Genomic DNA, 24,947 nt, shown 5'->3' with positions numbered 1-24,947 from the left:
CATGCAATCTCAGGCCGCGGCCTTCAGCGACGCCTTCTGCGTGGCGAAGGCCCAGTCGAGCCAGGGCAGCAGCGCTTCGAGATCGGACGTCTCGACGGTCGCGCCGCACCAGATGCGCAGGCCGGACGGTGCGTCGCGGTAGGAGCCGATGTCGTAGGCGACGCCTTCCTTGTCGAGCACTGAGACGATCGCCTTCGCAAAAGCCGCCTGTCCGTCGGCGTCGAGCGCCGCAACTTGCTGGTCGGTGAAGGACAGGCACACGGACGTGTTGGACCGTGTCGCCGCATCGACTGCGAGATGGCCGAGCCATGAGGATCTGTCGACAAAACCGTCGAGCACGGCGGCATTGGCATCCGCTCTAGCGATCAGCGCATCGAGCCCGCCGATCGACTTCGCCCACTGAAGCGCGTCGAGATAGTCCTCGACGCACAGCATCGACGGCGTGTTGATGGTCTCGCCTTTGAAGATGCCTTCGATCAGCTTGCCGCCCGAGGTCAGGCGGAAGACCTTTGGCAGCGGCCAAGCCGGCTTGTAGGTTTCAAGCCGCTCGACTGCGCGCGGACTGAGGATCAGCATGCCGTGCGCGCCCTCGCCGCCCAGCACTTTCTGCCAGGAGAAGGTGACGACATCCAGCTTCTGGAAATCGAGCCTCTGCGCGAAGGCGGCCGATGTCGCGTCGCAGATCGTCAGGCCCTTGCGATCGGCCGGAATGAAATCGCCATTCGGCGCGCGCACGCCCGAGGTCGTTCCGTTCCAGGTGAAAACCACGTCGCGGTCGAAATCGATCTTGGTGAGATCAGGCAGCTCGCCATAGCCGGCTTCGATTTTGCGGACATCGGCGAGCTTCAACTGCTTCACGACATCGGTGACCCAGCCGGAGCCAAAGCTTTCCCAGGCGACCATGTCGACGCCGCGCTCGCCGAGCAGCGACCACAGCGCCATCTCGACGGCGCCTGTGTCCGACGCCGGCACGATGCCGATGCGATAATCCGCAGGGACCTGGAGAATTTCCCGCGTCAGCTCGATCGCCTGTTCGAGCTTGGTCTTGCCGATCTTGGCGCGGTGGGAACGGCCGAGCGCAGCATTCTTCAGCGCCTCGACCGACCAGCCGGGGCGTTTTGCGCAGGGACCTGAGGAAAAATTGGGATTTGCCGGACGGAGTCCGGGCTTCGTATGCGTCGTCATCGTGGTCTATCCTTCCAGATAGTGGCCCCTCGTTGGGGAGGGGTGGCCCACGGACGGCGATATGCGTTCAGCCATCAGGCGTCAAGAGGAAAGTTCTTGTCGCTGACAAGATACACGTAATCCGCGATCAGGATGTCGTGAGCCGAAACGCAAACGGCGGATCGAAGAGATCCGCCGTCAGGTTTCGTATCTGTAACCAGCCTACCAGAGGTCGTAGCGCAACCCGAGCTTGACCTGATGATTGCTGATGCCCTTGCGGATCGGATAGGAGGTCAGGCTCTCTGCCGTGACATATTCAGCATCCGGCGCGGAAAAGTACTGATAGCCGAGGTCGACGGAGACATTCTTGGTCACCTGGTAGGCCAGGCCCGCATCCAGCGTGTAGGCGAAGGCATACTGGGTCTTGTTGTCGTTCCGGACGAAATCATCCGTAGCGTCGAGATTGTCGGTGAAGTAACTCGCCGACAGCTTGTATTTGCTCCGGACCAGCCCGATGCCGGCGCCCACATAGGGCGTGATCCCGACATAAGTGCCAAGATCGACATAGCCATTGACCATTCCCGACAGGGAATAATTCTCCAGGGATGCCGACGCTACCGTTGCCGTGGCCGGCGGTATCACGCTCGCGGTGTCGTCGTAGTGGATGCCAACCTTGTTGCCCGGCAGATAGCCGAGATTGATATCGGCGCGCAGATAGTCGTTGAAATGATAACCGAAGCCGATGCTGGCAAAGGCGGGATCCTGCTTTTCGCTGAAGCTCGCCGGCGCGAAGGTGAAATCCTGATCCTGGTAACTCTTCTGCGCCAGATAAGAGACGTCGCCGCGCAGATACCAGCCAGAACCAACCTCGACCGGTTGATAGTCCGGCGCCTGATCGACATAGACCGGCGGATCGTAGTCTGCGGCCTGTGCCGGCGTCAGCGGAGCAAGCACGAGTGCGGCGAGCGCAGGCGCTGTCAGCGATTTGAAATTCATGGGTCCCCGGCTCCTGAAATTGGCGCGCGTCACTTGATTGCAAGCGCCGTTTCAGTAGGCATTGTTAACCATAGTGGTTAAGTGCGGGTTAAGGATAATGCGGCGTTACCGATTTGATTTCGATAGGCTTTCTTCAGCGCACGCGGCCGGTGAAATCCACCGCAACCGGCAAACGAAAACCGCCCGGCATGACCGGGCGGTTCGCGAATTCCTGGATTTCGAAGCGACTACTTGGTGTAGATCGGCTCCGGCTCGGGAACGTAGGGCTCCGGCGGCGGGGCGCAGTCCGACCGGCCGAACTGGTAGCGCAGGCCGCCGCGCACTTCGTGGACATTGATGCCATGGTCGTAGCCCGGGCCGACATTGCTGATGGTGTCGTAGTCGAACATCTTGCCGCCATTGATGTGACTGTAGCGGTAGCCGACATCGAGCTTGACCCGGTCGGTCAGGCAGTAGGAGGCGCCGGCCATGAGGGCATAGGCGAAGCGCCAGCCCTTGCCACCGCGGTGGAAGAAGTCGCCGTCGGCGTCGCTGTTGTGCAACGTATCCCACTTGACCCAGGCGCCGCCGATGCCGGCGCCGACATAAGGCGTCACGCCATGCCAGGTACCGATGTCGATGTAGGCGTTGGCAAGGAGCAGCAGGGCCGAGTAGGACGAACTGTCGGTCGACACGCAAGGTGTGTTGGGAGCAGGCGTGTTACAGAAGCCGCTGGTCGAGCCGCGGAACTTCGAACCGAACATCCAGTCGCCCGTCAGATCGGTGCGGAAATGCTGGTTGATCTGGTAGCCGACACCGGCGCCGGCCGAAAAGGCGCTCTTCAGACTGCTGCTGCCGAAGCTGCCGCGAATCTGGGGCGGCGTGGCGCTGTAAGTGGTGTAGTCGGCACCACCGAACCTCGACCAGTGATAGTCGATGTCGCCGCGGATGTACCAGCCGCCGAAATCGGCCGGCTGCTCATAGGCAACCGGAGGCGGCGCTTCCTTGACCACCGGCGGCTCCGCCAGATCGGCAGCGAATGCCGACCCGGCCACGCCTGCGAACAGCGCGGCAAGGAGAGCCATTTTTGCTGTATTGAACATGCTTGTCACCCCTGAGAACCGTCGGGAAAGTCCAACCCGCCCGAATATGATTGACCTCAGTTGTGGATAATGAATTGCAAAAGTTAAAAGGCGTTTAACCCTGTCGGTTAACCACGAATTATCGACATTTTAGCAAACAGTATCTGTCTGCATGACGCTGGGACCACCCAGGCCGAAACAAAAAAGCCCGCCTGGAGGGCGGGCCTTGAGGTCTTCGAGCCGGCAGTTCGCGCCTACCGCAGGAAACGTCGCGATCAGGCGGCGCTGCGCGTTTCCGAAATGATGTCGACGATGTCGTTGACCACGGCTTCGACCAGGTGCGGGTCGTCGCCCTCGGCCATGACGCGGATCAGCGGCTCGGTGCCGGAGGGCCGGATGACCAGTCGCCCGGCCTTGCCGAGACGGTTGCGCGCATCTTCGATCGCGGCCTTGACCGGGGCTTCCTCGAGCGGCTTGCCGCCGGCGATGCGGACATTCTTCAACAGCTGCGGCACCGGCTCGAACTTCTTCGACAATTCGCTGACCGGGCGGTTCTGCCGCTTGATGCAGGCCAGCACCTGCAGCGCCGAGACAAGCCCGTCGCCCGTGGTCGAGAAATCGGACAGCACGATGTGGCCCGATTGCTCGCCGCCGACATTCAGCCCATGCGCGCGCATGTGCTCGACGACATAGCGGTCGCCGACCTTGGTGCGGTGCAGCTGCAGCTTCATGTCGCCGAGGAAGCGTTCGAGGCCGAGATTGGACATCACCGTCGAGACGACGCCGCCGCCGGCGAGCCGCCCGCTCTGATGCCAGGACTCGGCAATCAGCGCCATGATCTGGTCGCCGTCGACGATCGTGCCGTTCTCGTCGACGATGACGACGCGGTCGGCATCGCCATCGAGCGCGATGCCGATGTCGGCGCGCACTTCATGCACCTTCTTCTGCAGGCCGGCCGGATGGGTCGAGCCGCATTCCTTGTTGATGTTGAAGCCGTTCGGCTCGACATTGATGGCAATGACCTCGGCGCCCAGTTCCCAAAGGGCGGCTGGCGCCACCTTGTAGGCGGCGCCATTGGCGCAATCAACGACGATCCTGAGACCCGACAGCGACATCGAGCGCGGCAGCGTGCGCTTGGCGAATTCGATGTAGCGGTCATGCACGCCGTCGACGCGCTTGGCGCGGCCAAGCCCGTCGGAATCGGCGAGCGCCAGCTCGATGTCCTTGTCGAGCATGCTCTCGATGCGCTCCTCGATCTCGTCGGAGAGCTTGTAGCCGTCAGGCCCAAACAGCTTGATGCCGTTATCGAAATACGGATTGTGCGAGGCCGAGATCATGACGCCGATATCGGCGCGCAGCGACCGCACCAGCATGGCGACCGCCGGCGTCGGAATCGGGCCGAGCAGGAACACATCCATGCCGGCGGCACAAAGGCCGGCCACCATCGCATTCTCGATCATATAGCCGGACAGCCGCGTGTCCTTGCCGAGCACGACGCGGTGGCGGTGGTTGCCGCGCTGGAACGACAGGCCGGCGGCCATGCCGACCCTCATCGCGATCTCAGCCGTCATCGGAAATTTGTTGGCGCGCCCACGAATGCCGTCGGTGCCGAAATATCGTCCTGCCATGTTAGCCAGAATCCCCGTCGGTTTTTCAGCCGGCTTCTAATGCCACAATTGGGCGGGCCTTACGATCACATTGTGTGATTGTATATTACGAATTCTTAGAAAATCATTGTAGCGGGCTGTCTAGGTCCGTTCGCTGCGTAGCACGATGACACGGTCTCGCCGCAATATACCAGTCACACTGGACCGCTCGGCGCAGTTTGATCCGGGCAAACCCTGCTGTTTGAGGCCGCAGATCGCAATGATTTCATCACCTTGTCGAGAGCACGCGCTTTCCGGGGGTATCGGTGCGGGTTAGCATCTGGCGCAGCCTAGCGTTGAGAGCTATTGATTCACCAAAGGGACACCATCGGCGGCGGCAGCAACGGGAGAAACGCCATGCTCATCCATAAACTTGCAACCTTGACGGGTCTTGCCGTCGCAACCTTGTTCATGGCGGCGCCTGCCAACGCGCTGACCATGGCCGAGTGCAGTACCAAGTATAATGCCGCCAAGGACGGCGGCACGCTGAACGGACAGACCTGGAACCAGTTCCGCAAGGCCGAATGCGGCACCGACGCCGCCGCCACCACCGAAACCGCCAAGCCGGCCAAGAAGGCCGCCGCGACCAAGGCGGACACGACCAAGGCCGCCGCTGCCGCCGACGACGGCGCCAAGGGCCTGACGGCCAAGGAATGCAGCGCCAAATACCAGGCGGCAAAGGCCGCCGGCACGCTCAACGGCGCGAAGTGGAACGACTTCCGCAAGACCGAATGCGCCGCCGGCGCCACGGCTGAGGCAGCACCCGCCAAGGCCACGACCAAGGCAGCAGCTGCAGCCGACGATGGCGCCAAGGGCCTGACATCAAAGGAATGCAGCGCCAAGTACCAGGCCGCCAAAGCTGCTGGCACGCTCAACGGCGCGAAATGGAACGACTTCCGCAAGACCGAATGCGCCGCCGGCGCATCCGCGGCCGTACAACCGGCCAAGGCAACGACCAAGGCTGCTTCCGACAGCAGCGGCAAGGGCCTGAGCATGGCCGATTGCAGCGCCAAGTATCAGGCGGCCAAGTCTGCCAACACGCTGGGCGGCAAGAAGTGGAACGACTTCCGCAAGGCCGAATGCGGCGCTGGCGCCGATGACGACGACACCGTGCCGGCCCCGAGCGAGGCGAGCTACAAGGCCGATCCGGAAGCCCCGACCGTCGTTGCTCCCAAGGGCGTGAAGTTCCCGACCGCGATCTCCAAGAAATATGCCAGCGAAACCCCCGGCAAGGCCCGCATGCATACCTGCCTCGAGCAGTACTATGCTCTCAAGGACGCCAATGCACTGAACGGCCTGAAGTGGATCCAGAAGGGCGGCGGCTTCTACAGCCTCTGTAATGCCAAGCTGAAGAGCTGATCGCGCAGCCATATTCTCCAGACAAGGCCCGCGCATCGCAGCATGCTCGGGCCTTTTTGTTGCGCTCGAAGACATCAGGCTTTGCTCGCGTCTACATATCGCGGAAGCTGTCGGCATCATCTATTCGCCCACACTGCCGCCGCCAGACTTGTCGGTGCTTTGCAAAGATTCCAGTTGAACATATACGGAACAAACAGTATACAAAAGGACATCGAACTTTTGTCAACCAGGAGGGTCTTATGTCCAGATTGAAATTGGTGGCATTGGCTGTGACGGCATGGGTTGCTTGGAGCGTCGCCCCTGCAAGCGCACTGACGATGAAGGAATGCGGCGAGGCGTATCGCACAGCCAAGGAAGGCGGCACTCTGAACGGCATGGATTGGAACGCTTTCCGCGCGGAGAAGTGCGCGACGTCAGCTGCGGAGAGTGCCAGCACGGATGCGGTCAAAACCGAGCCGCAGCCGAAGAAGGAAACCAGCGCGGCGGTCGCCCCCGCTGTAGCGCCGGCGGGCGTGACATTCCCGACCACCCTCGCCGCCGAGTTCAAGACCGAAAAGCCAGCGAAGGCGCGGATGAAGACCTGCCTGCAGGGTTACCACGGCAACAAGGACGCAGGTACGTTGAACGGCCTTCGCTGGATCCAGAAGGGCGGCGGCTATTACAGCCTCTGCAACGCCAAGCTGAAGAGCTGATTTCCCAAGCTTCGAGCTGATAAAGGACCCCGCAGACCTGTCCAGGTTCGCGGGGTTTTTCTTTGTGCAGGATCAGTAGACGGTTGGCACCCAGTGCTGGCTGGTCTTGGGCGGCCGGACATAACCGTCGTCCTTCTGACGCGGGCTGAGCTTTATCTTCGCCGGACGGATTTCCTTGTACGGAATCCGCGTCAGCAGATGGCTGATGCAATTGAGCCGCGCCTTCTTCTTGTTGTCGGCATCGACAATGTTCCAGGGCGACTGATCGGTGTCGGTGAATTTCTGCATCATGTCCTTGGCCCGCGAATACTCGACCCAGTGTTCGCGCGACTTCAGGTCCATGGGCGACAGCTTCCAGCGCTTGATCGGATTGTCGATACGCTCCTTGAACCGGCGTTCCTGTTCGTCGTCGCCAACCGAGAACCAGTATTTGACCAGGATGATACCGGACTTGATCAGCATCTCCTCGAACAGCGGGCAAGAGCGCAGGAATTCGCTGTACTCCGCGTCGGTGCAGAAGCCCATGACGCGCTCGACACCGGCACGGTTGTACCAGGAGCGGTCGAACAGCACGATCTCGCCCCTGCCGGGCAGGTGAGACACGTAGCGCTGGAAATACCACTGACTGCGTTCGCGTTCGGTCGGCGTGCCCAGTGCCACGACCCGGCAGACGCGCGGATTGAGGCTTTCGGTGATGCGCTTGATGACACCGCCCTTGCCGGCCGCGTCGCGGCCTTCGAAGATCACGACGACCTTCAGCCCTTCCTTCTGCACCCAATCCTGCAGCTTGATCAGTTCAAACTGCAGCCGGACCAGTTCGTCGACATAACGGTAGGGTTTATCGGCCTTGGCCTGCTTTGCCTTCTTCTTCTTTTTCTTGCCCCGCCCACCGGCATCGCCGTTCGGCATTTTCCAGGCTGCTTCCTTTGCCTCGCCCTCGACCGCGTCGAGATGGATATCGCCTCCGACCGACGCATTTCTGGCCTGCTTGTTCCTCTTGCCCATGATCACACCTCCCACGCAGCCGCGCCGGTTGATCCGACGGCAGCCGGCTAATCGATTCAATACCGACTGCGAGGGGAGTCAAGCCAATGGCTGCAACGTCTGCCCGAACGAAATGTCTTGCCCAAAAAAGAACGCCGCGGTTGAGCCGCGGCGTTTTTTAGAACCTGTCCTGGTCGGATCCTAGCTCGATGGCTGAGGCTCCATGCCGCCTTCGGGCTCCGGGCCCTTCTTGCGGCGACCGGACTTCGGCACGGCTGAGCCACGGCTCGTGGGGGTATCATCCCCCAGATCTCGCGCGGGCTTCTGCCCGGCGATCAGCTGCTTGATCTCCTCGCCTGAAAGCGTCTCGTATTCGAGCAGGCCCTGCGCCAGCGTGATCCATTCCTTCTTCTTTTTGGTCAGGATGGACTTGGCCGAGACATAGGCCTCGTCGATCAGACGGCGCACTTCGGCATCGATGATCTGCGCGGTCTCTTCCGAGATATTCTGCGTGCGCGCCACCGAATGGCCGAGGAAGACCTCTTCCTGGTTGTCGCCATAGGCGACATGGCCAAGCTTGTCCGAGAAGCCCCAGCGCGTGACCATGGCGCGCGCCAGCTTGGTCGCCTGCTCGATGTCGGAGGAAGCGCCCGAAGTGATGTTCTCCTTGCCGAACTTGAACTCCTCGGCGACGCGGCCACCCATCATGATGGCGAGCCGCGAGACCATGTATTTGTAACTCATCGAATAGCGGTCGCCTTCCGGCAGCTGCATGACCATGCCGAGCGCACGGCCGCGCGGGATGATGGTTGCCTTGTGCAGCGGGTCGGCGGACGGAACGTTGAGCGCCAGGATGGCGTGGCCGGCCTCGTGGTAAGCGGTGAGCTCCTTTTCGGCCTGGGTCATGGCCGACGAGCGGCGCTCGGCGCCCATCATGATCTTGTCCTTGGCATCCTCGAATTCTGCCATGGTGACGAGGCGCTTGTTGCGGCGCGCCGCCATCAGCGCGGATTCGTTGACCAGGTTCATCAGATCGGCGCCGGAGAAACCCGGCGTGCCACGCGCGACCACCTTGAGGTCGACATTGGGCGCCAGCGGCACGTTGCGCACATGCACCTTGAGGATCTTCTCGCGGCCGACGATGTCGGGGTTCGGCACCACCACCTGGCGGTCGAAACGACCCGGACGCAACAGCGCCGGATCAAGCACGTCGGGACGGTTGGTGGCGGCGATCAGGATGATGCTCTCATTGGATTCGAAGCCGTCCATCTCGACCAGCAGCTGGTTCAGCGTCTGCTCGCGCTCGTCATTGCCGCCACCGAGACCGGCGCCGCGATGGCGGCCGACGGCATCGATTTCGTCGATGAAGATGATGCAAGGCGCGTTCTTCTTGGCCTGGTCGAACATGTCGCGGACACGGCTTGCGCCGACGCCGACGAACATTTCGACGAAGTCAGAACCCGAAATGGTGAAGAAGGGCACATTAGCTTCGCCGGCAACCGAGCGGGCGAGCAGCGTCTTGCCGGTGCCGGGAGGGCCGACGAGCAGTACGCCGCGCGGGATCTTGCCACCCAGGCGCTGGAACTTCTGCGGATCGCGCAGGAACTCGACGATCTCTTCCAGATCTTCCTTCGCCTCGTCGACGCCGGCGACGTCCTGGAAGGTGACACGGCCATGCGCCTCGGTCAGAAGTTTGGCCTTCGACTTGCCGAAGCCCATGGCACGCCCGGAGCCGGACTGCATCTGGCGCATGAAGAATATCCACACGCCGAGGATCAGGATCATCGGCAGGTAGGAGATGAGATAGCTGAACAGCGAGGTGGAACCGTCCGATTCAGGACGCGCATTGATGACGACGTTCTTGTCTTGAAGCCGCGAGACCAGCTGCGGATCGCCAGGCGAATAGGTCTGAAAGCCGTTGGCGTTGTCGGTGTAGGTGCCCATGATGCGGTCGCCGGCGATAGTCACCGTCTTGACCCGGCCGGCCGCAACCTCCTGCAGGAACTGCGAGTAGGGCACGTCGGTCGAGGCTCCTCGCGTCTGCGGCGTCTGGAACAGATTGAAGAGAGCGATGAGGAGGACCGCTATGATCGCCCAGAGCGCGAGATTGCGATAATTCGGATTCATCAATTGTCCCGTTGGTACCCGGTGGGGGCACGCGTCATGAGAGGAAACTTGGGCCTAACATAGGGAGAGCGCCTCCCCTTGCCAAGCATAACAGCACGTCTGGGTTAAGCTTTCGCGCCACCATCAACCGGCACTGTGGCGGCCGGAAGGCAAGGCGGGGACGGGCGGCGCTCCGGTCAGTTCGGCGACGGCCCCGGCCAGCACCAGATCGAAGCTGGGCAGGAAGCGTGCAAAAGGCGCGACGGCGGGGCTGACAGCGATTGCCGCTGCCGTCGTTGCATCCCCTGCAAAACCAAGGCATTCGCTACCGCGCCACAGCGCCGGTTCCGCAGCCAGGGCGGCGCGCACAAGGCTTGCTGGCGCGCCAATCCCGGCACTCCGTTTGGCGGCGGCAGCCGCGCCGAGCGGCGCGATCAACAATGCACCAGAACTGTCGTCCAATGTGATCGCCTCTGCTTCGGTAACCCGCCTGCGGCCGTCCCAGAGCCCGGCAGCCAACGGTGCGGCAGGCGGCAGGTCGCGTGACTCACGGTGCAGGAAGATGCCGGTGCGCCTAGTATCGACGACCGTCCGCGACAATGTGGCGCAAAGTGGTCCGGCCCGCATTTGCGCGAACAGCGCTTCGCTACGCTCCTGGTGCGGCAACAAGGCGACGCCGCCCGTCGCCGCCAGCAGAACACGCAGCGCATAGACCGCAGCTTGCGTGTCGTCTGCGTTGGCGAAACCGGGATCGAGACGGATGAGACCCGGTGCTGGCTGGCTGGCAAATTTCTGGATCAGCGCGGCGGCGCGGCGTCCGAGTTGCTCGCGCTCGCTGGCCGCCCGTCCGGCCAGGCTGATCGCCTCGGCAAAACGCTGCTCGCCCCGGTCTTCGCCGAGCACAGCACGAATGCGCGGCCGTTCGAAATGCGCATCTGTGTTGGTCGGGTCCTCCGCCCAGCCGACATGCTCGTGCCGCAGGAAGGCCCGCAATGCCGCGCGCCGTACGCCGAGCAGCGGCCGCGCGATCCAGATCCGCCAGTCATAGAGCGTGGCCGGCGCCATGCCGGCGAGGCCTCGGCCTGCAAGCTCTCGTCCATCGCCCCGCGCCTGCCGCATCAGCACGGTCTCGGCCTGGTCGTCGGCGGTGTGGCCGGTCACGATCACACCGATGCCGTGCGCCTGCGCGGCCTCGGCCAGCAGCCGGTAGCGCGCCTCGCGCGCAGCGGCGGGCAGACCGGTCGACGGCTTGGCGCCGGACCAGCTAATTGTGCGGTGCGCGATGCCTCGCTCGGCGCAGAGCTTTGCCACGGCGCGCGCTTCCACCGCCGCTTCCGGACGCAGGCCGTGGTCGATCGTCACCGCCAGCAGCCGGGCTGTCGGGGCGCTGCGGTCGAGGTGAGCTTTGAGGAGAAGAAGGAGGGCGGTCGAGTCGCTGCCGCCGGACACGGCCGCAACAGCGCCGTTGGTAAAGTCGATCGTTGAAAAGTCCGAAAGGTCAGGCTCGGTATCGAGCATCAATGCATGTCGCCCAAATATGGTCCCCGGACACCGACATGCAAGGGGAAGACTAGCACGCCGCCAGCGCCCTTTCCTGCTTGACGCGCTCCTTGAGCGCCGCCGAAATATCGGGATAGCGCTTGCCGATCTCGCCGAAGGTGGCGCAGGCGACATCCTTCTGCTTGAGACCGACCAGCGACACGCCGAGCTTCAAGAGCATGTCGGGCGCCTTCTTGGCCTTCGGATAGTCCTTGCTGGCGGAGAGGAAAACCTCGGCCGCGTCGTGGTACTTCTGCTGGCCAAGCAGCGACTCACCCAGCCAGTAATGCGCATCCGCCGCCTTGGCATCCTTGGGGAAACGGGCGATGTGGTCGCGAAAACCCTGCTCGGCGGTGCTGTAATCGCCCGACAAGATGAACTGGTAGGAGTTGCGGTAGATCTCTTCCGGATTGTTGGTGGCAGGCAACGCCGCCACCACCGTACCGTCGGACTTGCCGGTCTTGGGACCGGTCGCCGGCGCCTCGGCGGCAGGAGCCGCAGCTTCCGCCGGCGCGGTCGCCTGCGTGTTGCCGCCGGCATCGATCACATTGCCGTTCTTGTCGACGGTGATAGTGCCGAAGGTCTTCGGCGGAGTGCCGGTGATCACCTTGCCGGGATCGCCGGTCTGCGATTCGACGATGACTTCACCGACGCTCTGGCCGCCATCCGATTGTGCACCCGAATCGGCCGGCGCCTGCGCTGCCGGGGCCTCGGCGACGCTGTTGTCGGTATCGCCATCCTGCGGCGCGGCCTCCGATTTCTTCTGCGCCGGCGGCTGCCCGCTGGAGCCGCCTTCCAGCTGCTGGAAGCGGAACTCATTGTCTTCCTGCTGCTTGCGCATCTGCTCCTGCATCTGCAGGACCTGGAAATTGAGTTCCTCGATTTTGCCGTTCATCTGCCGCAGCTGTTCTTCGAGGCTGGCGGCGGTGGTACCGTCCTGCTGCTGCGCGATCTGTTGCTGCTCCGGCTTCTCCTTCTTGCCGAAGATGCCGAGCGTCGGCAGATGGAAGGAAAAGCCGCTATCAGCGGGTTGTCCGGTGCCGCTCGCAGTAGCCGCGAAGCCTGATACGAGCAGCAGCGCAAGCGTGCCGCTCAAGACCGATCTGAAATGCATGTGCCTCTCGCCGTGTAATTCGTGAGTCTGTTCGCGCCTTCCAATCACAATGGGACCGGCCAGGCGCCCTCGGCTCTTAGCAGGAGGCGAGACTTCGGCCAAATTTTGTTTCCCAATTTTGTTTCCGGGACTGGAACTGAAAAAGGCGGCCATTGGCCGCCTTTCGCATGGAGGTGTTGCAATTATGCGACTAGTTCGTCGCAGTCTTACCTATCAGGAGCCGGCGCCGGAGAGCGTGGTGACGGCGCGACGATTCTGCGACCAGCAGGAGATGTCGTCACAGACGGCAACCGGACGTTCCTTGCCGTAGGAAATCGTCTTCAGGCGGCTTGCCGAAACGCCCTTGGCGACGAGGAAATCACGCGTGGCGGCGGCGCGGCGGGCGCCAAGCGCCAGATTGTATTCACGCGTGCCGCGCTCGTCGGCATGGCCTTCGACGACGATTGCATACTGCTTGTATTGGTTGAGCCACTGCGCCTGGCGCGAAAGCGTCGTCTGCGCGTCGGCACGGATCGAGGTCGAGTCGGTGTCGAAGAAGATGCGGTCGCCTATGTTGACGGTGAAGTCCTGCGCCGAGCCGGGCGTTGCGGCACCCGCGCCATTGAGGCCGAGATCGGCAGCGTTGTTCGGGGTTTTCTTCGAGGCGCAACCGGTGATGGCGAGCATCGCGATCAGGGCGATCATTGCCGGGTTTCTGGTAAGTGCTGCGATACGGCCCATGCCGCCTCTCCTTCGTATTTCGAGTGATTTCGTTGATCACCCAGTAACCACGTTTGGGTTAACCGGCATTCAAGAAACACGGTTAAAATTTGGTTTCGGCGCCCGTCCACGACCTTCAAATCCACGGTCACAGTTGGCGCGGACCCTAGGCGGAAATGCGGCCGAAACGCGACTAATGCATGAAAAAGGGGCCGAAACGGCCCCTTTTCAGCAGGTGTGGCAATTCAGCCGAACTTATTCGAGCAGCGGCGACCACGCCGGGTCGGAGGCAAAGTTTGCGGTCGGGATTGGCTGCTCGTTGCGGCCGGTGAGATCGACGGAAACCAGTTTCGGTCCACCGGCGGAGTCGCGGAAGAACATCAGCACGCGCCCGTTGGGCGCCCAGGTCGGGCCCTCCTGCTGGAAGCCGGACGACAGGATGCGCTCGCCAGAGCCGTCGGTCTTCATGACGCCGATCTGGAATTCACCGCCCGTCTGCTTGGTGAAGGCGACCAGATCGCCACGCGGCGACCACACCGGCGTCGAATAAACGCCGTCGCCGAAGGAAATGCGGGTCTGGCCCGAACCGTCGGCGCCCATCACATAAATCTGCGCGCGGCCGCCACGGTCGGAGGTGAACACCACCTTGCTGCCGTCGGGTGAATAGGACGGCGAAGTGTCGATGGCAGTGGAATTGGTGAGCCGCGTCGTGGAGCGGCTGCGCAGATCCATGGCGAAGATGTTGGAATTGCCGTCATCGCGCAGCAGGCTCATGATCACCTTCTGGCCGTCGGGCGAGAAGCGTGGCGCAAAGGTCATGCCGGGGAAATTGCCGACAAGTTCGCGCTGCCCGGTCTCGATCTGCAGCAAATAGACCCGCGGCTGGCCGCTTTCGTACGACATGTAAGTGATTTCCTGCCGGTTCGGCGAGAAACGCGGCGTCAGCACGATCGACTTGCCGTCCGAGAGATAGCGGACGTTGGCGCCATCCTGGTCCATGATGGCGAGCCGTTTCTTGCGCGCATTCTTGGCCCCGGATTCGTCGATGAAGACGACGCGGGTGTCGAAATAGCCTTTCTCGCCGGTCAGCCGCTCATAGATCGCGTCGGCGATGATGTGGGCGACGCGCCTGGTGTTGGCGTCGTTGGCGAAGAACTGTTCGCCGGACATCTGCTGGCCGGCAAAAGTGTCCCACAACCGGTACTGGGCGCGGATGCGGCCGTCCGCCTCCTTGCCGACGCTGCCGGTAACCAGCGCCTGCGCATTGATCACCTTCCAGTCGTCGAAGCGGGGCTGCGCATCCGGATTGGCGATCTTCTCGATGAAGGCGCTCTTGTCTATCGGTGCGAACAGGCCGGAGCGTTTCAGATCGGCGCTGACGATATCGGATATCTGGGCGCCAATCTCACCTTGAAAATCGGTGATCGCGATCGGCAGCGGTTCGACATTGCCCTTGTTGACGTTGATCTCGACGAGAGCTCGCGCCGGCAAGGTGGCAACGGCAGTCATGCCCAGCGCCATGGCTGCAATCGTCAGGAGCGGCTTGAGGATGGATTTCATGTCTTCTCGCTTCTCGTAACTGATTTTGTGGATGCCAGGCCTAGAGCCCTTGCATCTCCTTGGGGTCGAACGTGACTCGAACCTGGGCCCAGATATCCTGCTTGCCGGCGGGAACCTGCAGGCCGGCCATGTTTGCTTTCTGGACGGCACGCACCGCGCTCTCGTCGAACTGTTGGTTTCCGCTCGACTTTTCGACCGTCGGACGGCCGGCGAGCTTGCCGGAGGCATCGAGATTGAACACGATCACGGCGACGAAGTTTTCCGAGCCCTCGAGCCCTGCCGGAATGGTCCAGTAATTGCCGAGCTGATCCGACAAGGTGCCCATTTCGGCCTGCGACAATTTCTGGCCCTGGGTCTTGTCGGCGCCGAGCGACGCCTGCTGCGTCGAGCGCTTGGCGCCGCCGCCGGACGGCTTCTGCTTATCGAGCAATTCCTTGATCTTACCTTCATCGAACTGGTTGTCGTCGGACTTTGGCTTGGACGAAGCTTCCTTGACCGGCTTGTCGGCGTCCTTGCGGTCCGGCGCCTTGGCGCTTTCGGCCTGCGCCGGCTGCGGCTTCGGCCGCGCTTCAGGCGCGGGTGCGGAATTCGGGAGCTGCGCCTCCTCCGGAGGCTGTTGTTCCGATATGGCGTCGGCGACCGCGTCGGGCTTGGCCTCCGGCTTCGGCTCGATGGCGGCAGTCGTGTCCGGTTGTGGCGCTGGAGCCGGCTCCTTCGCCGGGGTCGGCTTCGGTTCGGCCTGCTTGACCGGCTCGGGCTTGACCTCTTCCTTCGGCTGCGGCACCGGCGCCACCTCCGTTGCCGGTGTCGGCTTCGGCTCTTCCTTAGGCTTCGGCGCGTCCTCGGTCTTCGGCTTTTCGGTCGGCGTCGGCGCCGGGGCAGCCGTCGCTGTTTTCTCGACCGGCTTCGGCTTGGCCACGTCCGTCACCGACGCGTCGGTGTCGACACTGTTCTCACCGATCGTCTGTGCCGCGGGCACGATATCGGGCCGCTTGGTCGGGGTCGGCGCCGGCTTTTCGCGCATCACGGCTTTCTTGTCGCCCTGCAGCGTCTGCGCGACGGCCTCCACCGGCACGATTGCGACCGAGACCGATTCAGCATCGGACGCCGGCATGGCAGGCGGCGACGACAGCGTGAACAGCCCGAAAGCCAACGCTACCGTGTGCAAGATCACCGATGTGGTGAGGCCGGTCCGCATCTTGGCGCTACTGTTCCTGTTCCTGGAGCGAGACGAGGCCGATGTTCTTGTAACCAGCGGCCGAAATGCGAGCCATCACCTTCATGGCGGTGCCATAGTCGGTCGACTTGTCGCCGCGGATGAAGATGCGTTCCTCATAGCCGGTCTTGGAGATCGCCTGCAGCTTGGCCACCAGTTCCTCGATCGGGATTTCGGTTTCCTGCAGGTAGATCTGGCCGGCGGCATTGATCGAGACGGTGATCGGCTGCGTGTCGGCATTCATCGCCTTGGCCTGCGTGTCCGGCAGGTCGATCGGCACGCCGACCGTCAACAAGGGTGCGGCGACCATGAAGATGATCAACAGCACCAGCATCACATCGACCATCGGTGTGACGTTGATTTCGGATATCAGCGCGTGATGGCGGCCGCGCCGCCTGTGGCCGCGCCCGCCGCGTCCCGAGATGCCTACGGACATACCCATCTTGCTGCTCCTCAGGCCTTCGGCGCTACTTTTTCATCGATTTGGCGCGAGAGTATGGCGGAGAACTCGTCCGAGAACCCTTCCATCCGCACCGCGATCTTGTTCGCGTCCGATGACAGCTTGTTGTAGGCGATAACAGCCGGGATGGCGGCGAGCAGGCCGATGGCCGTTGCCAGCAGCGCCTCGGCGATGCCGGGGGCAACCACCGAAAGGCTGGTGTTCTTGGAGGCGGCAATGGCCTGGAACGAGGTCATGATGCCGATGACGGTGCCGAACAGGCCGATGAAGGGTGCAGCCGAACCGGTGGTGGCGAGGAAGCCGAGCCGTCCCTCCAGCCGCTCCATCTCGCGCGTCAGCGCCAAGTCCATGGCCTTGTCGATACGGGTCTGCAGGCCGAGCGGCGATTTGGCGCCCTTCTCGAAGCTCTTCTTCCATTCGCGCATGGCGGCGACGAAGATCGCGCCCATGCCCGTGGTCTTGCGGTCGGCAAGCGTCCGGTAGAGTTCCTCCAGCGACTGTCCCGACCAGAACACCTGTTCAAACCGATTGAGCGACAGCCGCATGCGGGCATAGCTGACCAGCTTGTCGACGATGATTGCCCAGGTCCAGATCGAAGCACAGAGCAGCCCGATCATGACCAGCTTGACCACCCAGCCGGCCTGCATGAACAGCGCCCAAATCGACAAATGCGCTGCCGGGTCGGCGAGTGCGATATTTTCCATCGTTCAAGTCCTTAAGATTTTCCGGGCATCGCTGGCGGCTGGCCCATGGGCATCCTTGTGGTCCGTTCGCGCTAGGCTTGCGGATTACCCCAAAATGCACCGTTAGCGGCCTTTTCAGGGCAAATATTGGTGAAAGGAAGGCGCGCGGATTCTTCCAATCTTCACCGATCTCTTCATGAACCGTTATGGTTAAGGATGGGTTAGGAAATACGGCGCGGCGCATTGCCGCGCCCCGGCACGCCGGCAGCCTGTTCACAGCGATCGAACACGCTGCCAATCAGGCCGCTCGTTGCAGGCCGGCAGGCCCGGATATCATCTAGCCCTTGGTATGAAGGCAGCGATCCATTCTTTTGGAAAGCGCTTCGGCCGGCCGTTCTCGCCGATGATCGCCGCCTCGACCTTTGCCTCGACCAGCACCTCGTCGCCGCGCTTCAATTGCTGCGCCATGACGATCCGGGCGCCGGAAATGTCTTCGGTGCGAGTGTCGATGGTCAGGATATCGTCCATGCGGGCGGGCGAACGAAAATCGATCTCCATGCGCCGCACCACCCAGACGATGCGTTCGCCATGCTTGCCTTCGTGAAGTTCGGTGTGATGGACGCCGGCCAGCCTGAGATAGTCCGAGCGCCCGCGCTCGAAGAATTCGAGATAGCGCGCGTGGTAGACGACGCCGGAGAAATCGGTGTCGGCATAATAGACCCGCGCCATCAGCCGATGGCCGAATTCCGTCAGCGCGCCGGAAAGTCCGGCAGTGAGTGCCGCCGATTCACCATGATCGTCCATCGCGCTTTCCTTTTTGCCCCCGGCGGGGCACCTGTCCTTACAAAAATCACCAGCGCAACAAACCGGATGGCACTGTTGAAGGCGATGATCAAGACCTTGATGCCGGCTCTGCTGGTGCTGGCGGCGTCTGCGCTGCCCGGCCATGCCGCGAGCTTTTCGATGAAGCGCGGCCTCAACCTCGACCAATGGACGACCTGGGTCGGGGAAGACAAATGGAATGATCCACAAGCCATCCTGCCCTATCCGGAATGGCGCAAGTTCCTCAACGAGGATGATCTCAAAGCATTGAAGGCCGCCGGCTTCGACTTCCTGCGCATGCCGGTCGACCCCTCGCCGTTCATGTCCGACCAGACGCTGGCGCTGCGCGACGACCTTTATGCCAGCGTGCGGGACTCGGCCCGCATGATCAACCGCGCCGGCCTGAAAGTGATCGTCGACATGCACCTGATCCCGGCCGGTGGCGGCCGCGAGATCGGCATGGGCCAGGTGATGGACGATCCCGCCACCTTCGACGCCTATGTCGAGGTCATCCGCAAAATGGCGCGCGCGCTGGCCTCCGAAGACCCAACGCAGGTCGCTTTCGAGCCGATGAACGAGCCGATCGTCGACTGCGACAGCGATGGGACCAGCCTCTGGCCTGAGCGTCAGCAGAAGCTGTTCGCCGCCGCCCGCGCCTCGGCCACCCGGCTGACGCTGATCCTGACCGGCGCCTGCTATTCCAATGCCGCTTCGCTGGTCAAGATCGACCCGAAGACTATCCCCGACGACAACATCATCTGGACGTTCCACTCCTACGACCCGTTCCTGCTGACCCATCAGGGCGCGACCTGGGCCGGCGATTTCATTCCTTATGTCACCGGCCTGCCCTACCCACTGACCGCAGTGCCGCGTGCCGAACTCGATGCGAAGCTGGATGCGATCCGCGCCAAGATGAAGGCCGAGGCGCCGTGGACCAGGCGGAACGGCCTGCTCGCCTATCTCGATGAGCAGGTGGCCAGCATGGACACGGACCAGAAGCTGCTCGGCGTCATGGGTGCGCCGTTCGAAAAGGTCAACGCCTGGGCCAAGGCCAACGGCATCAAGCCGGAAAACATCACGCTGGGCGAATTCGGCATGATCCGCCAGGAATATGGCAACCCCTATGTGATGCCGCCGCAATACCGCGCCGCCTATGTCAAGGACATGATCGCGCGCGCCGAGGCGCATGGCTTCTCATGGTCGGTGTGGAGTTTTGGCGGCGCCTTCGGCATCGTCGACGCCTTCAACGGCGAAAAAGCCGAGCCTGCCGTGATGGATGCGATCCGGTCGCTTCATTAGCAGTTAGCCGAGGTCTATCTGCAGGATTTCCGGCCGCATACCGAACCGCACCGGCGCGATGCTGAAGCCGAGCCCGCCTGACACAATCAAATTGCGGTCATTCTCGACGACATGGCCATAGGCGAACCGATTGCCGAAGCGGGACGGCACCACCGGCGAATAGCCGAACAGCCGGACCTGCCCGCCATGGGTATGGCCCGACAGCGTCAGCGAAACCCGCCACGGCACTTTCGGAAAAATGTCGGGCTCGTGGGCGAGCAGGATGATAGGCGCCTGGTCGCTGACCTTGGCCAGCGTGCCGTCGAGATCGTCCAGGCCCTTGAACTTGTCGCGGCCTTTGGCTTTGTTCGGTCGCAGGGCCAGCTGGTCGGCGAGCCCGGCTATCCAGAAGCCCTGCCCATCCTTTTCCAGCCGCACGGCATCATTCTCCAGGACCGCGATACCAACGCTCTCCAGTGCCTTGCGCGCCACCGTCGGTCCGGCTCCAGCCTGCTGTGCGAACGGATCGTGCCACCAGTCGTGATTGCCGAGGATAGACAAGACACCGAGCGGCGCCTTGAGGCCGGACAGCGCAGGCGCCCATTCCGACGCGTCCACCCAGCCCGTCACCAGGCGTGTACCAGCCGGATAGTCGCCGAGCATGACGATCACATCCGGCTTGAGCGCATTCGCCTCGGCGGCGAGCGAGGCGATCCGCTCGGGTGTCATCCAGGGGTGGCAGGCATGGATGTCGGAAAGCACCGCAACCCGCAGCTTCAAACCCGCCGGCCAATGCGGCGGCGTCAGCTGATAGCGCTTCACATGCGTCAGCAGCATTGGCTCGATGCCGACGGCATAGGCACCCAGCGAAGCCAGCGAGAGAAACGAAACCCCAGCGAATTTCAGAAACCCGCGTCTGGTGATCACTTTCCTGGCTCCGATGCTTGATCGGAGCAGTCCGCGCCGACATTACGACGCTCGATAAAATCCAGGATTGCGCCTTCACGCTGGCGGAGCTTAGGAGATTCTGCGCAGACGATCCGTTCTGGAGGACAAATCTCCGTTACTCTTCCTGGAACAGGTTGATCTGCTGCTGCGCCAGATCCTTCGGCGCGTCGAGGCCGAGATGCCGCCAGGCATTGGCGGTCAGCACCCGGCCACGCGGCGTGCGCTGGATGAAACCCTGCTGGATCAGATAGGGCTCGATGATGTCCTCGATGGCGTCGCGCGGCTCCGACAGGCCGGCGGCGATGGTCTCGATGCCGACCGGCCCGCCGCCGAAATTGCGGGCGATCATCGAGAGATAGCGGCGGTCGAGCGCGTCGAGGCCCAGCGCGTCGACCTCCAGCCGCGTCAAGGCTTCGTCGGCAATCTGCTTGTCGACGTGACCGTCACCGGCAACGGACGCGAAATCGCGCACCCGGCGCAGCAGCCGGCCGGCGATGCGCGGTGTGCCGCGGGCGCGGCGCGCAATCTCCAGCGCGCCGTCGTCGCCGAGCGGCATTTGCAGGATGCGGGCGCCACGGCGCACGATCTGCTCCAGCTCTTCGACCGAATAGAAATTGAGCCTGACCGGAATGCCGAAGCGATCACGCAACGGGTTGGTCAAAAGCCCAAGCCGCGTCGTGGCGGCGACCAATGTAAAGCGGGCGAGGTCGATCTTGACCGAGCGCGCCGCCGGCCCCTCGCCGATGATCAGGTCGAGCTGGAAATCCTCCATCGCCGGATAAAGAATTTCCTCCACCGCAGGATTGAGCCGGTGGATCTCGTCGATGAACAACACGTCGCGGTCTTCGAGATTGGTCAGAAGTGCCGCAAGGTCGCCTGCCTTGGCGATCACCGGGCCCGAGGTTGAGCGGAAATTGACGCCGAGCTCGCGCGCCATGATCTGCGCCAGCGTCGTCTTGCCAAGCCCCGGCGGCCCGACGAACAGCACATGGTCGAGCGCCTCGCTGCGGCCCTTGGCGGCCTCGATGAACACTTTGAGATTGGCCCGCACTGCCGCTTGGCCGACGAAATCGGCAAGCGTCTGCGGCCGCAAGGTCTGCTCGGCATCCTCGCCGCGCTTTTCCGGGGTAATGAGGCGGGGGGAAAGGCTCATGCGAGCAATTCCATCCCGGCAATGGACTTGGCGGCCCTCTGATCGAATGTAACTGTATGAGAGCAGCCGAAATTGCGATTCTGCTCGGCTATCAGCGCATCAGCGAAGTCGACGTGGGCCGAATTCGATCGTTCGAGCGCGATCACGATGGCGTCGAAATCCTCGAATACCAGCGTCTTGATCTTGAGCAGTCTCTGAATCGCGGCCAACACTTGCTCCTTTGGCAGCCGGTAACGCGAAAGCAGTGACCAGCTGAATTCGACCAGAACAATCAAACTCACAAAGCCGGGGTTATCCTCGCTGAGGAGTTTACCAAAGGCGAGGGCTTTTGCCCGCTGCTCGGCATCATCATTCAGCACCATTCGAAGCAGAACATTCGTATCGATACCTATCGACGTCACGCGCCGTCCTCTTCTCCGCTCAACAGCTTGTCTCCAACGACATGCTGACCTACGGCCTCCCTGACAGCGGCATCGATCTCTTCCAGGGAAGCGGGACCGCCGGGTGGGTCACCTAGAAATCCGGCAAGATCGGCGAAGTCGAGATTGCGCGGCGTTCCAACCAGATAGCCGTCCACAACGGTCCAGGCGATCATATCGCCCGTCTTGAGCGAGAGCGCGTCCCGAACGTCCTTTGGAATTGTAAGCTGCCCCTTAGAGGTCAGACTGGCATATGCGCCCATTTTCTTACTTTCCGAGAAAATTCTTACTGATTATATAGTAGTCGGAATTCCATTTTCCAGCAACCGCTCACCGCGCTAGTTCCTTCAGCCCGAAACGAATGAGCTTCGAGGCATCCGCATCCTCGCCCGCCGTCTTCAGCGCCGCCGCCACGGCATTGGCTGCCGTGTCGCGCGAATAGCCGAGATTGACAAGCGCCGAGACGGCATCGGTGATGGGCGCCGGCGCGACACCTTCGCCGAGCTCCTGCTTCAAGCCGATGGTGCCGGAGGCGGTTCCCGCATAGGCCGGCGCCTTGTTCTTCAATTCGGTGACGATGCGCTCGGCCACCTTCTTGCCGACACCGGGCGCGCGGCTGACCATGGCGATGTCGCGCAGTGCGATCGCGTTGGCGAGGTCGGCCGGCGCCAGTGTCGACAGGATCGCCAACGCCACCTTGGCGCCGACGCCCTGCACATTGGTCATCAAAAGCCGGAACCATTCGCGCTCCAGCACCGACTGAAAACCGTAAAGCCGGATCATGTCCTCGCGTACATAGGTCTCGATGAACAGCACCACCGCTTCACCCGGTGAAGGCAACGCAGCCAGCGTGCGCGCCGAGCAATAGGCGACATAGCCGACGCCATGCACGTCGACGAGGCAGAAATCCTCGTCGATCTCGTCGAGTGTGCCCTTGAGCTTGCCGATCATGCTCAATAGCCTTTCATGATGCCAACGCCGCCATCCTGTAGGCGACGCTTTGCCGGTGATGCGCGTGGCAGATGGCGATGGCCAGTGCGTCGGCGGCATGCTCGGTGTCGAAAGTGGCTTTCGGCAACAGCACCTTGACCATCATGTGGATCTGCTTCTTGTCGCCATGGCCAACGCCGATCACTGCCTTCTTGACGGCATTGGGGGCATATTCGGCGACGACAAGGCCGGCGCGCGCCGGCACCAGCATGGCTATGCCGCGCGCCTGGCCGAGCTTCAGCGTCGCCACCGCATCCTTGTTGACGAAGGTTTGCTCGACGGCCGCTTCATGCGGCATGGCCGCGTGCAGGATCTCAGCCAGCCCGTCATGCAATTGGCAGAGCCGTGTCGCCAGCGCCGCCTTGTCGTCGGAGCGCACGGTGCCCGATGCGACGAAGCGCAGCGAGTTGCCTAGGCTTTCGACGATGCCCCAACCGGTGCGTCTCAGCCCCGGATCGATACCGATGATGCGAATCGCTTCCCCCATCCGCCAAGTCTACCTCCGGCGGACAGCGATGCCAGCGAAATGTGAACAAACCGGAAACGGGAGCTACAGGCTGTTTGAGAATTCGCTCTGACGAGACAGCTGGGGTGGTTTTCGAGAACCGGGGCGGAGCGTACTTGAGTACGTGTTGGGGTGGACGGCCCCCGACGGCATCGCAATGTGCCAGAATGAGGTCGTTGCAAATCTCAATCAAGGAGACCGTCCGTGGATAAGATTATTCGCATTGGGATGGATACGTCAAAGAACGTTTTCCAGCTCCATGGCGTGAATGAAGCCGAGCAGCCTGTGTTGCGCAAGAAACTGCGGCGCAATCAGGTGCTCGCCTTCTTTGCCGGGCTTCCACCGCTGAAGATTGGCATGGAGGCTTGCGGCTCGGCCCATTACTGGGCGCGGGAATTGCGCGCGCTGGGCCATGAAGTGGTGTTGCTGCCGCCGCAGTATGTGAAGCCCTATGTCAAACGCTCCAAATCGGATGCAGCCGATGCGCAGGCAATCTGCGAGGCCATGAGCCGGCCAGATATGCGTTTCGTTCCCACCAAGAGCGCCGCTCAGCAGGGATCGCAGATGCTGGCGAAGCTGCGCGCGCAGTTCATCGGCCGGCGCACGCAGCTGGCCAATTCGATCCGAGGCTTTGCGGCGGAGTTCGGCCTTGTCGCGCCCAAGGGACTTTCCCGGCTCGGCGATCTGCTGGCCGACATTCGCGCTGACGCGACAATCCCGGACACGGCCAGGGACATGTTCGAGACCCTGGCGCGCGACTATGCGCACATCGGCACCGAAGTCGCCACGCTCGATGAGAAGCTGCTTGAGCTTCACAGACAGAGCGAAATGAGCCGGCGACTGGCCGCCATACCGGCGATCGGTCCTGTCGGAGCGACGCTCCTGGCTATCAAGGTTACCGATGCACACGGCTTCAAGTCGGGACGGGACTTTGCCGCCTGGCTCGGACTGACGCCGAAGAACCATTCAACAGCAGGCAAAAACAGGCTTGGGGTGATTACCCGTGCTGGCGATGAGATGCTGCGAAGCGTGCTGGTGGTGGGCGCCACCGCTCTCATCCAACATATGCGGCGCGGCAGCAAACGGGTCTGGCCATGGCTGTCGGCGCTGATAGCGCGCAAAGCTCCCAAGCTTGCTGCGGTGGCGCTGGCCAACAAGCTGGCCCGTATCGCCTGGAAACTGATGATCAGCGGCGAGCAATATCGCCCCGTCGACGCCACCTGTCCGGCACCTGTGCAGCCGTAGAGCATTCAGAATTCGGCGCCGAGCCCACACTCGACGCTGAAGGCCGGAACTTGCAAGCAGAGGAGAAGATGGTGTGACCGGTCGAACCGGGACCAGCGAGGCATTCCGAGGTGCTCACCGGCAGCCAATGTCGTGTACGTGTTTGGAACTCGCTATCCGCGTAGCCCATCTTGGCCAGCGCTCTCAGATCCGCGCGCAAAAGGCCGGACATATGAGCGCAAGAGACCCGATCAAACTATCTCAACCATCCTTGCAAGCGGGGGGCCGTCCACATATGAGCACCGGAAGCGCAGGTATCCGCCATTTGC

General features: G+C 62.5%; 24 protein-coding genes. 4 read left to right on the top strand and 20 right to left on the bottom strand.

What is annotated here, in order from left to right:
* Positions 1 to 9 precede the first annotated feature (9 nt).
* From H0241_RS12565 to glmM, 4 genes are all read right to left on the bottom strand, one after another.
* A complete protein-coding gene (locus H0241_RS12565; RefSeq protein WP_181057811.1) occupies positions 10 to 1,185 on the bottom strand; it encodes a phosphoserine transaminase in 1,176 nt (391 codons plus the stop codon).
* A gap of 201 nt (positions 1,186 to 1,386) precedes the next feature.
* Positions 1,387 to 2,160 carry an outer membrane protein gene (locus tag H0241_RS12560; RefSeq protein WP_181057809.1) on the bottom strand — a complete coding sequence of 258 codons (774 nt, stop codon included), beginning with the start codon at positions 2,158 to 2,160 and terminating at the stop codon, positions 1,387 to 1,389.
* Positions 2,161 to 2,387: 227 nt separating this feature from the next.
* Complete coding sequence (locus H0241_RS12555) at positions 2,388 to 3,242, bottom strand: outer membrane protein (protein WP_181057807.1); 855 nt, start codon at positions 3,240 to 3,242, stop codon at positions 2,388 to 2,390.
* 254 nt (positions 3,243 to 3,496) lie between these two features.
* Entirely contained in the window at positions 3,497 to 4,849 is a 1,353-nt protein-coding gene (gene glmM / locus H0241_RS12550; protein ID WP_181057805.1) for a phosphoglucosamine mutase, read from the bottom strand.
* Between the two features lie 375 nt (positions 4,850 to 5,224).
* Here glmM and H0241_RS12545 point away from each other — a divergent pair, with 375 nt between their 5' ends.
* Positions 5,225 to 6,226 carry a hypothetical protein gene (locus H0241_RS12545; RefSeq protein ID WP_181057803.1) on the top strand — a complete coding sequence of 334 codons (1,002 nt, stop codon included), beginning with the start codon at positions 5,225 to 5,227 and terminating at the stop codon, positions 6,224 to 6,226.
* Between the two features lie 239 nt (positions 6,227 to 6,465).
* Positions 6,466 to 6,918 (top strand): hypothetical protein, encoded by a 453-nt coding sequence (locus H0241_RS12540; RefSeq protein WP_181057801.1) that lies wholly within the window; start codon positions 6,466 to 6,468, stop codon positions 6,916 to 6,918.
* A gap of 72 nt (positions 6,919 to 6,990) precedes the next feature.
* Here the strand turns inward: H0241_RS12540 and ppk2 are convergent, their stop codons facing one another.
* From ppk2 to ybgC, 10 genes are all read right to left on the bottom strand, one after another.
* A complete protein-coding gene (gene ppk2 / locus H0241_RS12535; protein ID WP_235984258.1) occupies positions 6,991 to 7,923 on the bottom strand; it encodes a polyphosphate kinase 2 in 933 nt (310 codons plus the stop codon).
* 180 nt (positions 7,924 to 8,103) lie between these two features.
* Positions 8,104 to 10,029, bottom strand: a complete 1,926-nt coding sequence (gene ftsH / locus H0241_RS12530; protein WP_181057799.1) for an ATP-dependent zinc metalloprotease FtsH — start codon at positions 10,027 to 10,029, stop codon at positions 8,104 to 8,106.
* A 123-nt stretch (positions 10,030 to 10,152) separates the two neighbouring features.
* Positions 10,153 to 11,526 (bottom strand): tRNA lysidine(34) synthetase TilS, encoded by a 1,374-nt coding sequence (tilS, locus tag H0241_RS12525; protein ID WP_181057797.1) that lies wholly within the window; start codon positions 11,524 to 11,526, stop codon positions 10,153 to 10,155.
* A 52-nt stretch (positions 11,527 to 11,578) separates the two neighbouring features.
* On the bottom strand, positions 11,579 to 12,661 hold the full coding sequence (gene ybgF, locus H0241_RS12520) for a tol-pal system protein YbgF (RefSeq protein WP_181057790.1): 1,083 nt from the start codon (positions 12,659 to 12,661) through the stop codon (positions 11,579 to 11,581).
* Between the two features lie 213 nt (positions 12,662 to 12,874).
* On the bottom strand, positions 12,875 to 13,381 hold the full coding sequence (gene pal, locus H0241_RS12515) for a peptidoglycan-associated lipoprotein Pal (protein ID WP_181057788.1): 507 nt from the start codon (positions 13,379 to 13,381) through the stop codon (positions 12,875 to 12,877).
* Positions 13,382 to 13,615: 234 nt separating this feature from the next.
* A complete protein-coding gene (gene tolB / locus H0241_RS12510; protein ID WP_181057786.1) occupies positions 13,616 to 14,920 on the bottom strand; it encodes a Tol-Pal system beta propeller repeat protein TolB in 1,305 nt (434 codons plus the stop codon).
* Between the two features lie 40 nt (positions 14,921 to 14,960).
* Positions 14,961 to 16,118: a TonB family protein gene (locus H0241_RS12505; RefSeq protein ID WP_181057784.1), complete on the bottom strand. Its 1,158-nt coding sequence runs from the start codon at positions 16,116 to 16,118 to the stop codon at positions 14,961 to 14,963.
* 7 nt (positions 16,119 to 16,125) lie between these two features.
* Positions 16,126 to 16,578 carry a protein TolR gene (gene tolR / locus H0241_RS12500; protein ID WP_181057782.1) on the bottom strand — a complete coding sequence of 151 codons (453 nt, stop codon included), beginning with the start codon at positions 16,576 to 16,578 and terminating at the stop codon, positions 16,126 to 16,128.
* A gap of 11 nt (positions 16,579 to 16,589) precedes the next feature.
* A complete protein-coding gene (gene tolQ / locus H0241_RS12495) occupies positions 16,590 to 17,300 on the bottom strand; it encodes a protein TolQ (RefSeq protein WP_142869706.1) in 711 nt (236 codons plus the stop codon).
* A gap of 312 nt (positions 17,301 to 17,612) precedes the next feature.
* The gene (ybgC, locus tag H0241_RS12490) at positions 17,613 to 18,083 is read right to left on the bottom strand and encodes a tol-pal system-associated acyl-CoA thioesterase (protein ID WP_181057779.1); all 471 of its coding nucleotides are present in this window, start codon (positions 18,081 to 18,083) and stop codon (positions 17,613 to 17,615) included.
* Positions 18,084 to 18,149: 66 nt separating this feature from the next.
* Here ybgC and H0241_RS12485 point away from each other — a divergent pair, with 66 nt between their 5' ends.
* Positions 18,150 to 19,400, top strand: a complete 1,251-nt coding sequence (locus tag H0241_RS12485) for a glycoside hydrolase family 5 protein (protein ID WP_181057773.1) — start codon at positions 18,150 to 18,152, stop codon at positions 19,398 to 19,400.
* 3 nt (positions 19,401 to 19,403) lie between these two features.
* Here H0241_RS12485 and H0241_RS12480 read toward each other — a convergent pair whose 3' ends face one another.
* The 6 genes from H0241_RS12480 to ruvC form a co-directional block, all read right to left on the bottom strand.
* The gene (locus H0241_RS12480) at positions 19,404 to 20,306 is read right to left on the bottom strand and encodes a metallophosphoesterase (protein WP_181057771.1); all 903 of its coding nucleotides are present in this window, start codon (positions 20,304 to 20,306) and stop codon (positions 19,404 to 19,406) included.
* Positions 20,307 to 20,442: 136 nt separating this feature from the next.
* Entirely contained in the window at positions 20,443 to 21,480 is a 1,038-nt protein-coding gene (ruvB, locus tag H0241_RS12475) for a Holliday junction branch migration DNA helicase RuvB (RefSeq protein WP_181057769.1), read from the bottom strand.
* Entirely contained in the window at positions 21,477 to 21,881 is a 405-nt protein-coding gene (locus tag H0241_RS12470; protein ID WP_181057767.1) for a PIN domain-containing protein, read from the bottom strand. Before H0241_RS12470 ends, ruvB begins: the two co-directional genes overlap by 4 nt.
* On the bottom strand, positions 21,878 to 22,162 hold the full coding sequence (locus H0241_RS12465) for an AbrB/MazE/SpoVT family DNA-binding domain-containing protein (protein WP_181057765.1): 285 nt from the start codon (positions 22,160 to 22,162) through the stop codon (positions 21,878 to 21,880). Before H0241_RS12465 ends, H0241_RS12470 begins: the two co-directional genes overlap by 4 nt.
* A 67-nt stretch (positions 22,163 to 22,229) precedes the next feature.
* Positions 22,230 to 22,850 (bottom strand): Holliday junction branch migration protein RuvA, encoded by a 621-nt coding sequence (ruvA, locus tag H0241_RS12460; RefSeq protein WP_181057763.1) that lies wholly within the window; start codon positions 22,848 to 22,850, stop codon positions 22,230 to 22,232.
* A 13-nt stretch (positions 22,851 to 22,863) separates the two neighbouring features.
* On the bottom strand, positions 22,864 to 23,376 hold the full coding sequence (ruvC, locus tag H0241_RS12455) for a crossover junction endodeoxyribonuclease RuvC (protein WP_181057761.1): 513 nt from the start codon (positions 23,374 to 23,376) through the stop codon (positions 22,864 to 22,866).
* A gap of 222 nt (positions 23,377 to 23,598) precedes the next feature.
* On the opposite strand from ruvC, the gene H0241_RS12450 reads away from it, so the two are divergent.
* Entirely contained in the window at positions 23,599 to 24,639 is a 1,041-nt protein-coding gene (locus H0241_RS12450) for an IS110 family RNA-guided transposase (protein ID WP_181057759.1), read from the top strand.
* The last annotated feature ends 308 nt before the right edge of the window (positions 24,640 to 24,947 follow it).

The sequence above is a fragment of the Mesorhizobium neociceri genome (genome assembly GCF_013520985.1).
Classification (GTDB): Bacteria; Pseudomonadota; Alphaproteobacteria; order Rhizobiales; family Rhizobiaceae; genus Mesorhizobium; species Mesorhizobium neociceri.
Note: the sequence above shows the minus strand (reverse complement) of the source record. Positions and strands in the feature narration are given on the sequence as shown.

Bases quoted from the DNA above. Each gene is read 5' to 3' on its own strand.
- H0241_RS12565 (WP_181057811.1), bottom strand. From the start codon at position 1,185: ATGACGACGCATACGAAGCCCGGACTCCGTCCGGCAAATCCCAATTTT.
- H0241_RS12560 (WP_181057809.1), bottom strand. From the start codon at position 2,160: ATGAATTTCAAATCGCTGACAGCGCCTGCGCTCGCCGCACTCGTGCTT.
- H0241_RS12555 (WP_181057807.1), bottom strand. From the start codon at position 3,242: ATGTTCAATACAGCAAAAATGGCTCTCCTTGCCGCGCTGTTCGCAGGC.
- glmM (WP_181057805.1), bottom strand. From the start codon at position 4,849: ATGGCAGGACGATATTTCGGCACCGACGGCATTCGTGGGCGCGCCAAC.
- H0241_RS12545 (WP_181057803.1), top strand. From the start codon at position 5,225: ATGCTCATCCATAAACTTGCAACCTTGACGGGTCTTGCCGTCGCAACC.
- H0241_RS12540 (WP_181057801.1), top strand. From the start codon at position 6,466: ATGTCCAGATTGAAATTGGTGGCATTGGCTGTGACGGCATGGGTTGCT.
- ppk2 (WP_235984258.1), bottom strand. From the start codon at position 7,923: ATGGGCAAGAGGAACAAGCAGGCCAGAAATGCGTCGGTCGGAGGCGAT.
- ftsH (WP_181057799.1), bottom strand. From the start codon at position 10,029: ATGAATCCGAATTATCGCAATCTCGCGCTCTGGGCGATCATAGCGGTC.
- tilS (WP_181057797.1), bottom strand. From the start codon at position 11,526: ATGCTCGATACCGAGCCTGACCTTTCGGACTTTTCAACGATCGACTTT.
- ybgF (WP_181057790.1), bottom strand. From the start codon at position 12,661: ATGCATTTCAGATCGGTCTTGAGCGGCACGCTTGCGCTGCTGCTCGTA.
- pal (WP_181057788.1), bottom strand. From the start codon at position 13,381: ATGGGCCGTATCGCAGCACTTACCAGAAACCCGGCAATGATCGCCCTG.
- tolB (WP_181057786.1), bottom strand. From the start codon at position 14,920: ATGAAATCCATCCTCAAGCCGCTCCTGACGATTGCAGCCATGGCGCTG.
- H0241_RS12505 (WP_181057784.1), bottom strand. From the start codon at position 16,118: ATGCGGACCGGCCTCACCACATCGGTGATCTTGCACACGGTAGCGTTG.
- tolR (WP_181057782.1), bottom strand. From the start codon at position 16,578: ATGGGTATGTCCGTAGGCATCTCGGGACGCGGCGGGCGCGGCCACAGG.
- tolQ (WP_142869706.1), bottom strand. From the start codon at position 17,300: ATGGAAAATATCGCACTCGCCGACCCGGCAGCGCATTTGTCGATTTGG.
- ybgC (WP_181057779.1), bottom strand. From the start codon at position 18,083: ATGGACGATCATGGTGAATCGGCGGCACTCACTGCCGGACTTTCCGGC.
- H0241_RS12485 (WP_181057773.1), top strand. From the start codon at position 18,150: ATGGCACTGTTGAAGGCGATGATCAAGACCTTGATGCCGGCTCTGCTG.
- ruvB (WP_181057769.1), bottom strand. From the start codon at position 21,480: ATGAGCCTTTCCCCCCGCCTCATTACCCCGGAAAAGCGCGGCGAGGAT.
- H0241_RS12465 (WP_181057765.1), bottom strand. From the start codon at position 22,162: ATGGGCGCATATGCCAGTCTGACCTCTAAGGGGCAGCTTACAATTCCA.
- ruvA (WP_181057763.1), bottom strand. From the start codon at position 22,850: ATGATCGGCAAGCTCAAGGGCACACTCGACGAGATCGACGAGGATTTC.
- ruvC (WP_181057761.1), bottom strand. From the start codon at position 23,376: ATGGGGGAAGCGATTCGCATCATCGGTATCGATCCGGGGCTGAGACGC.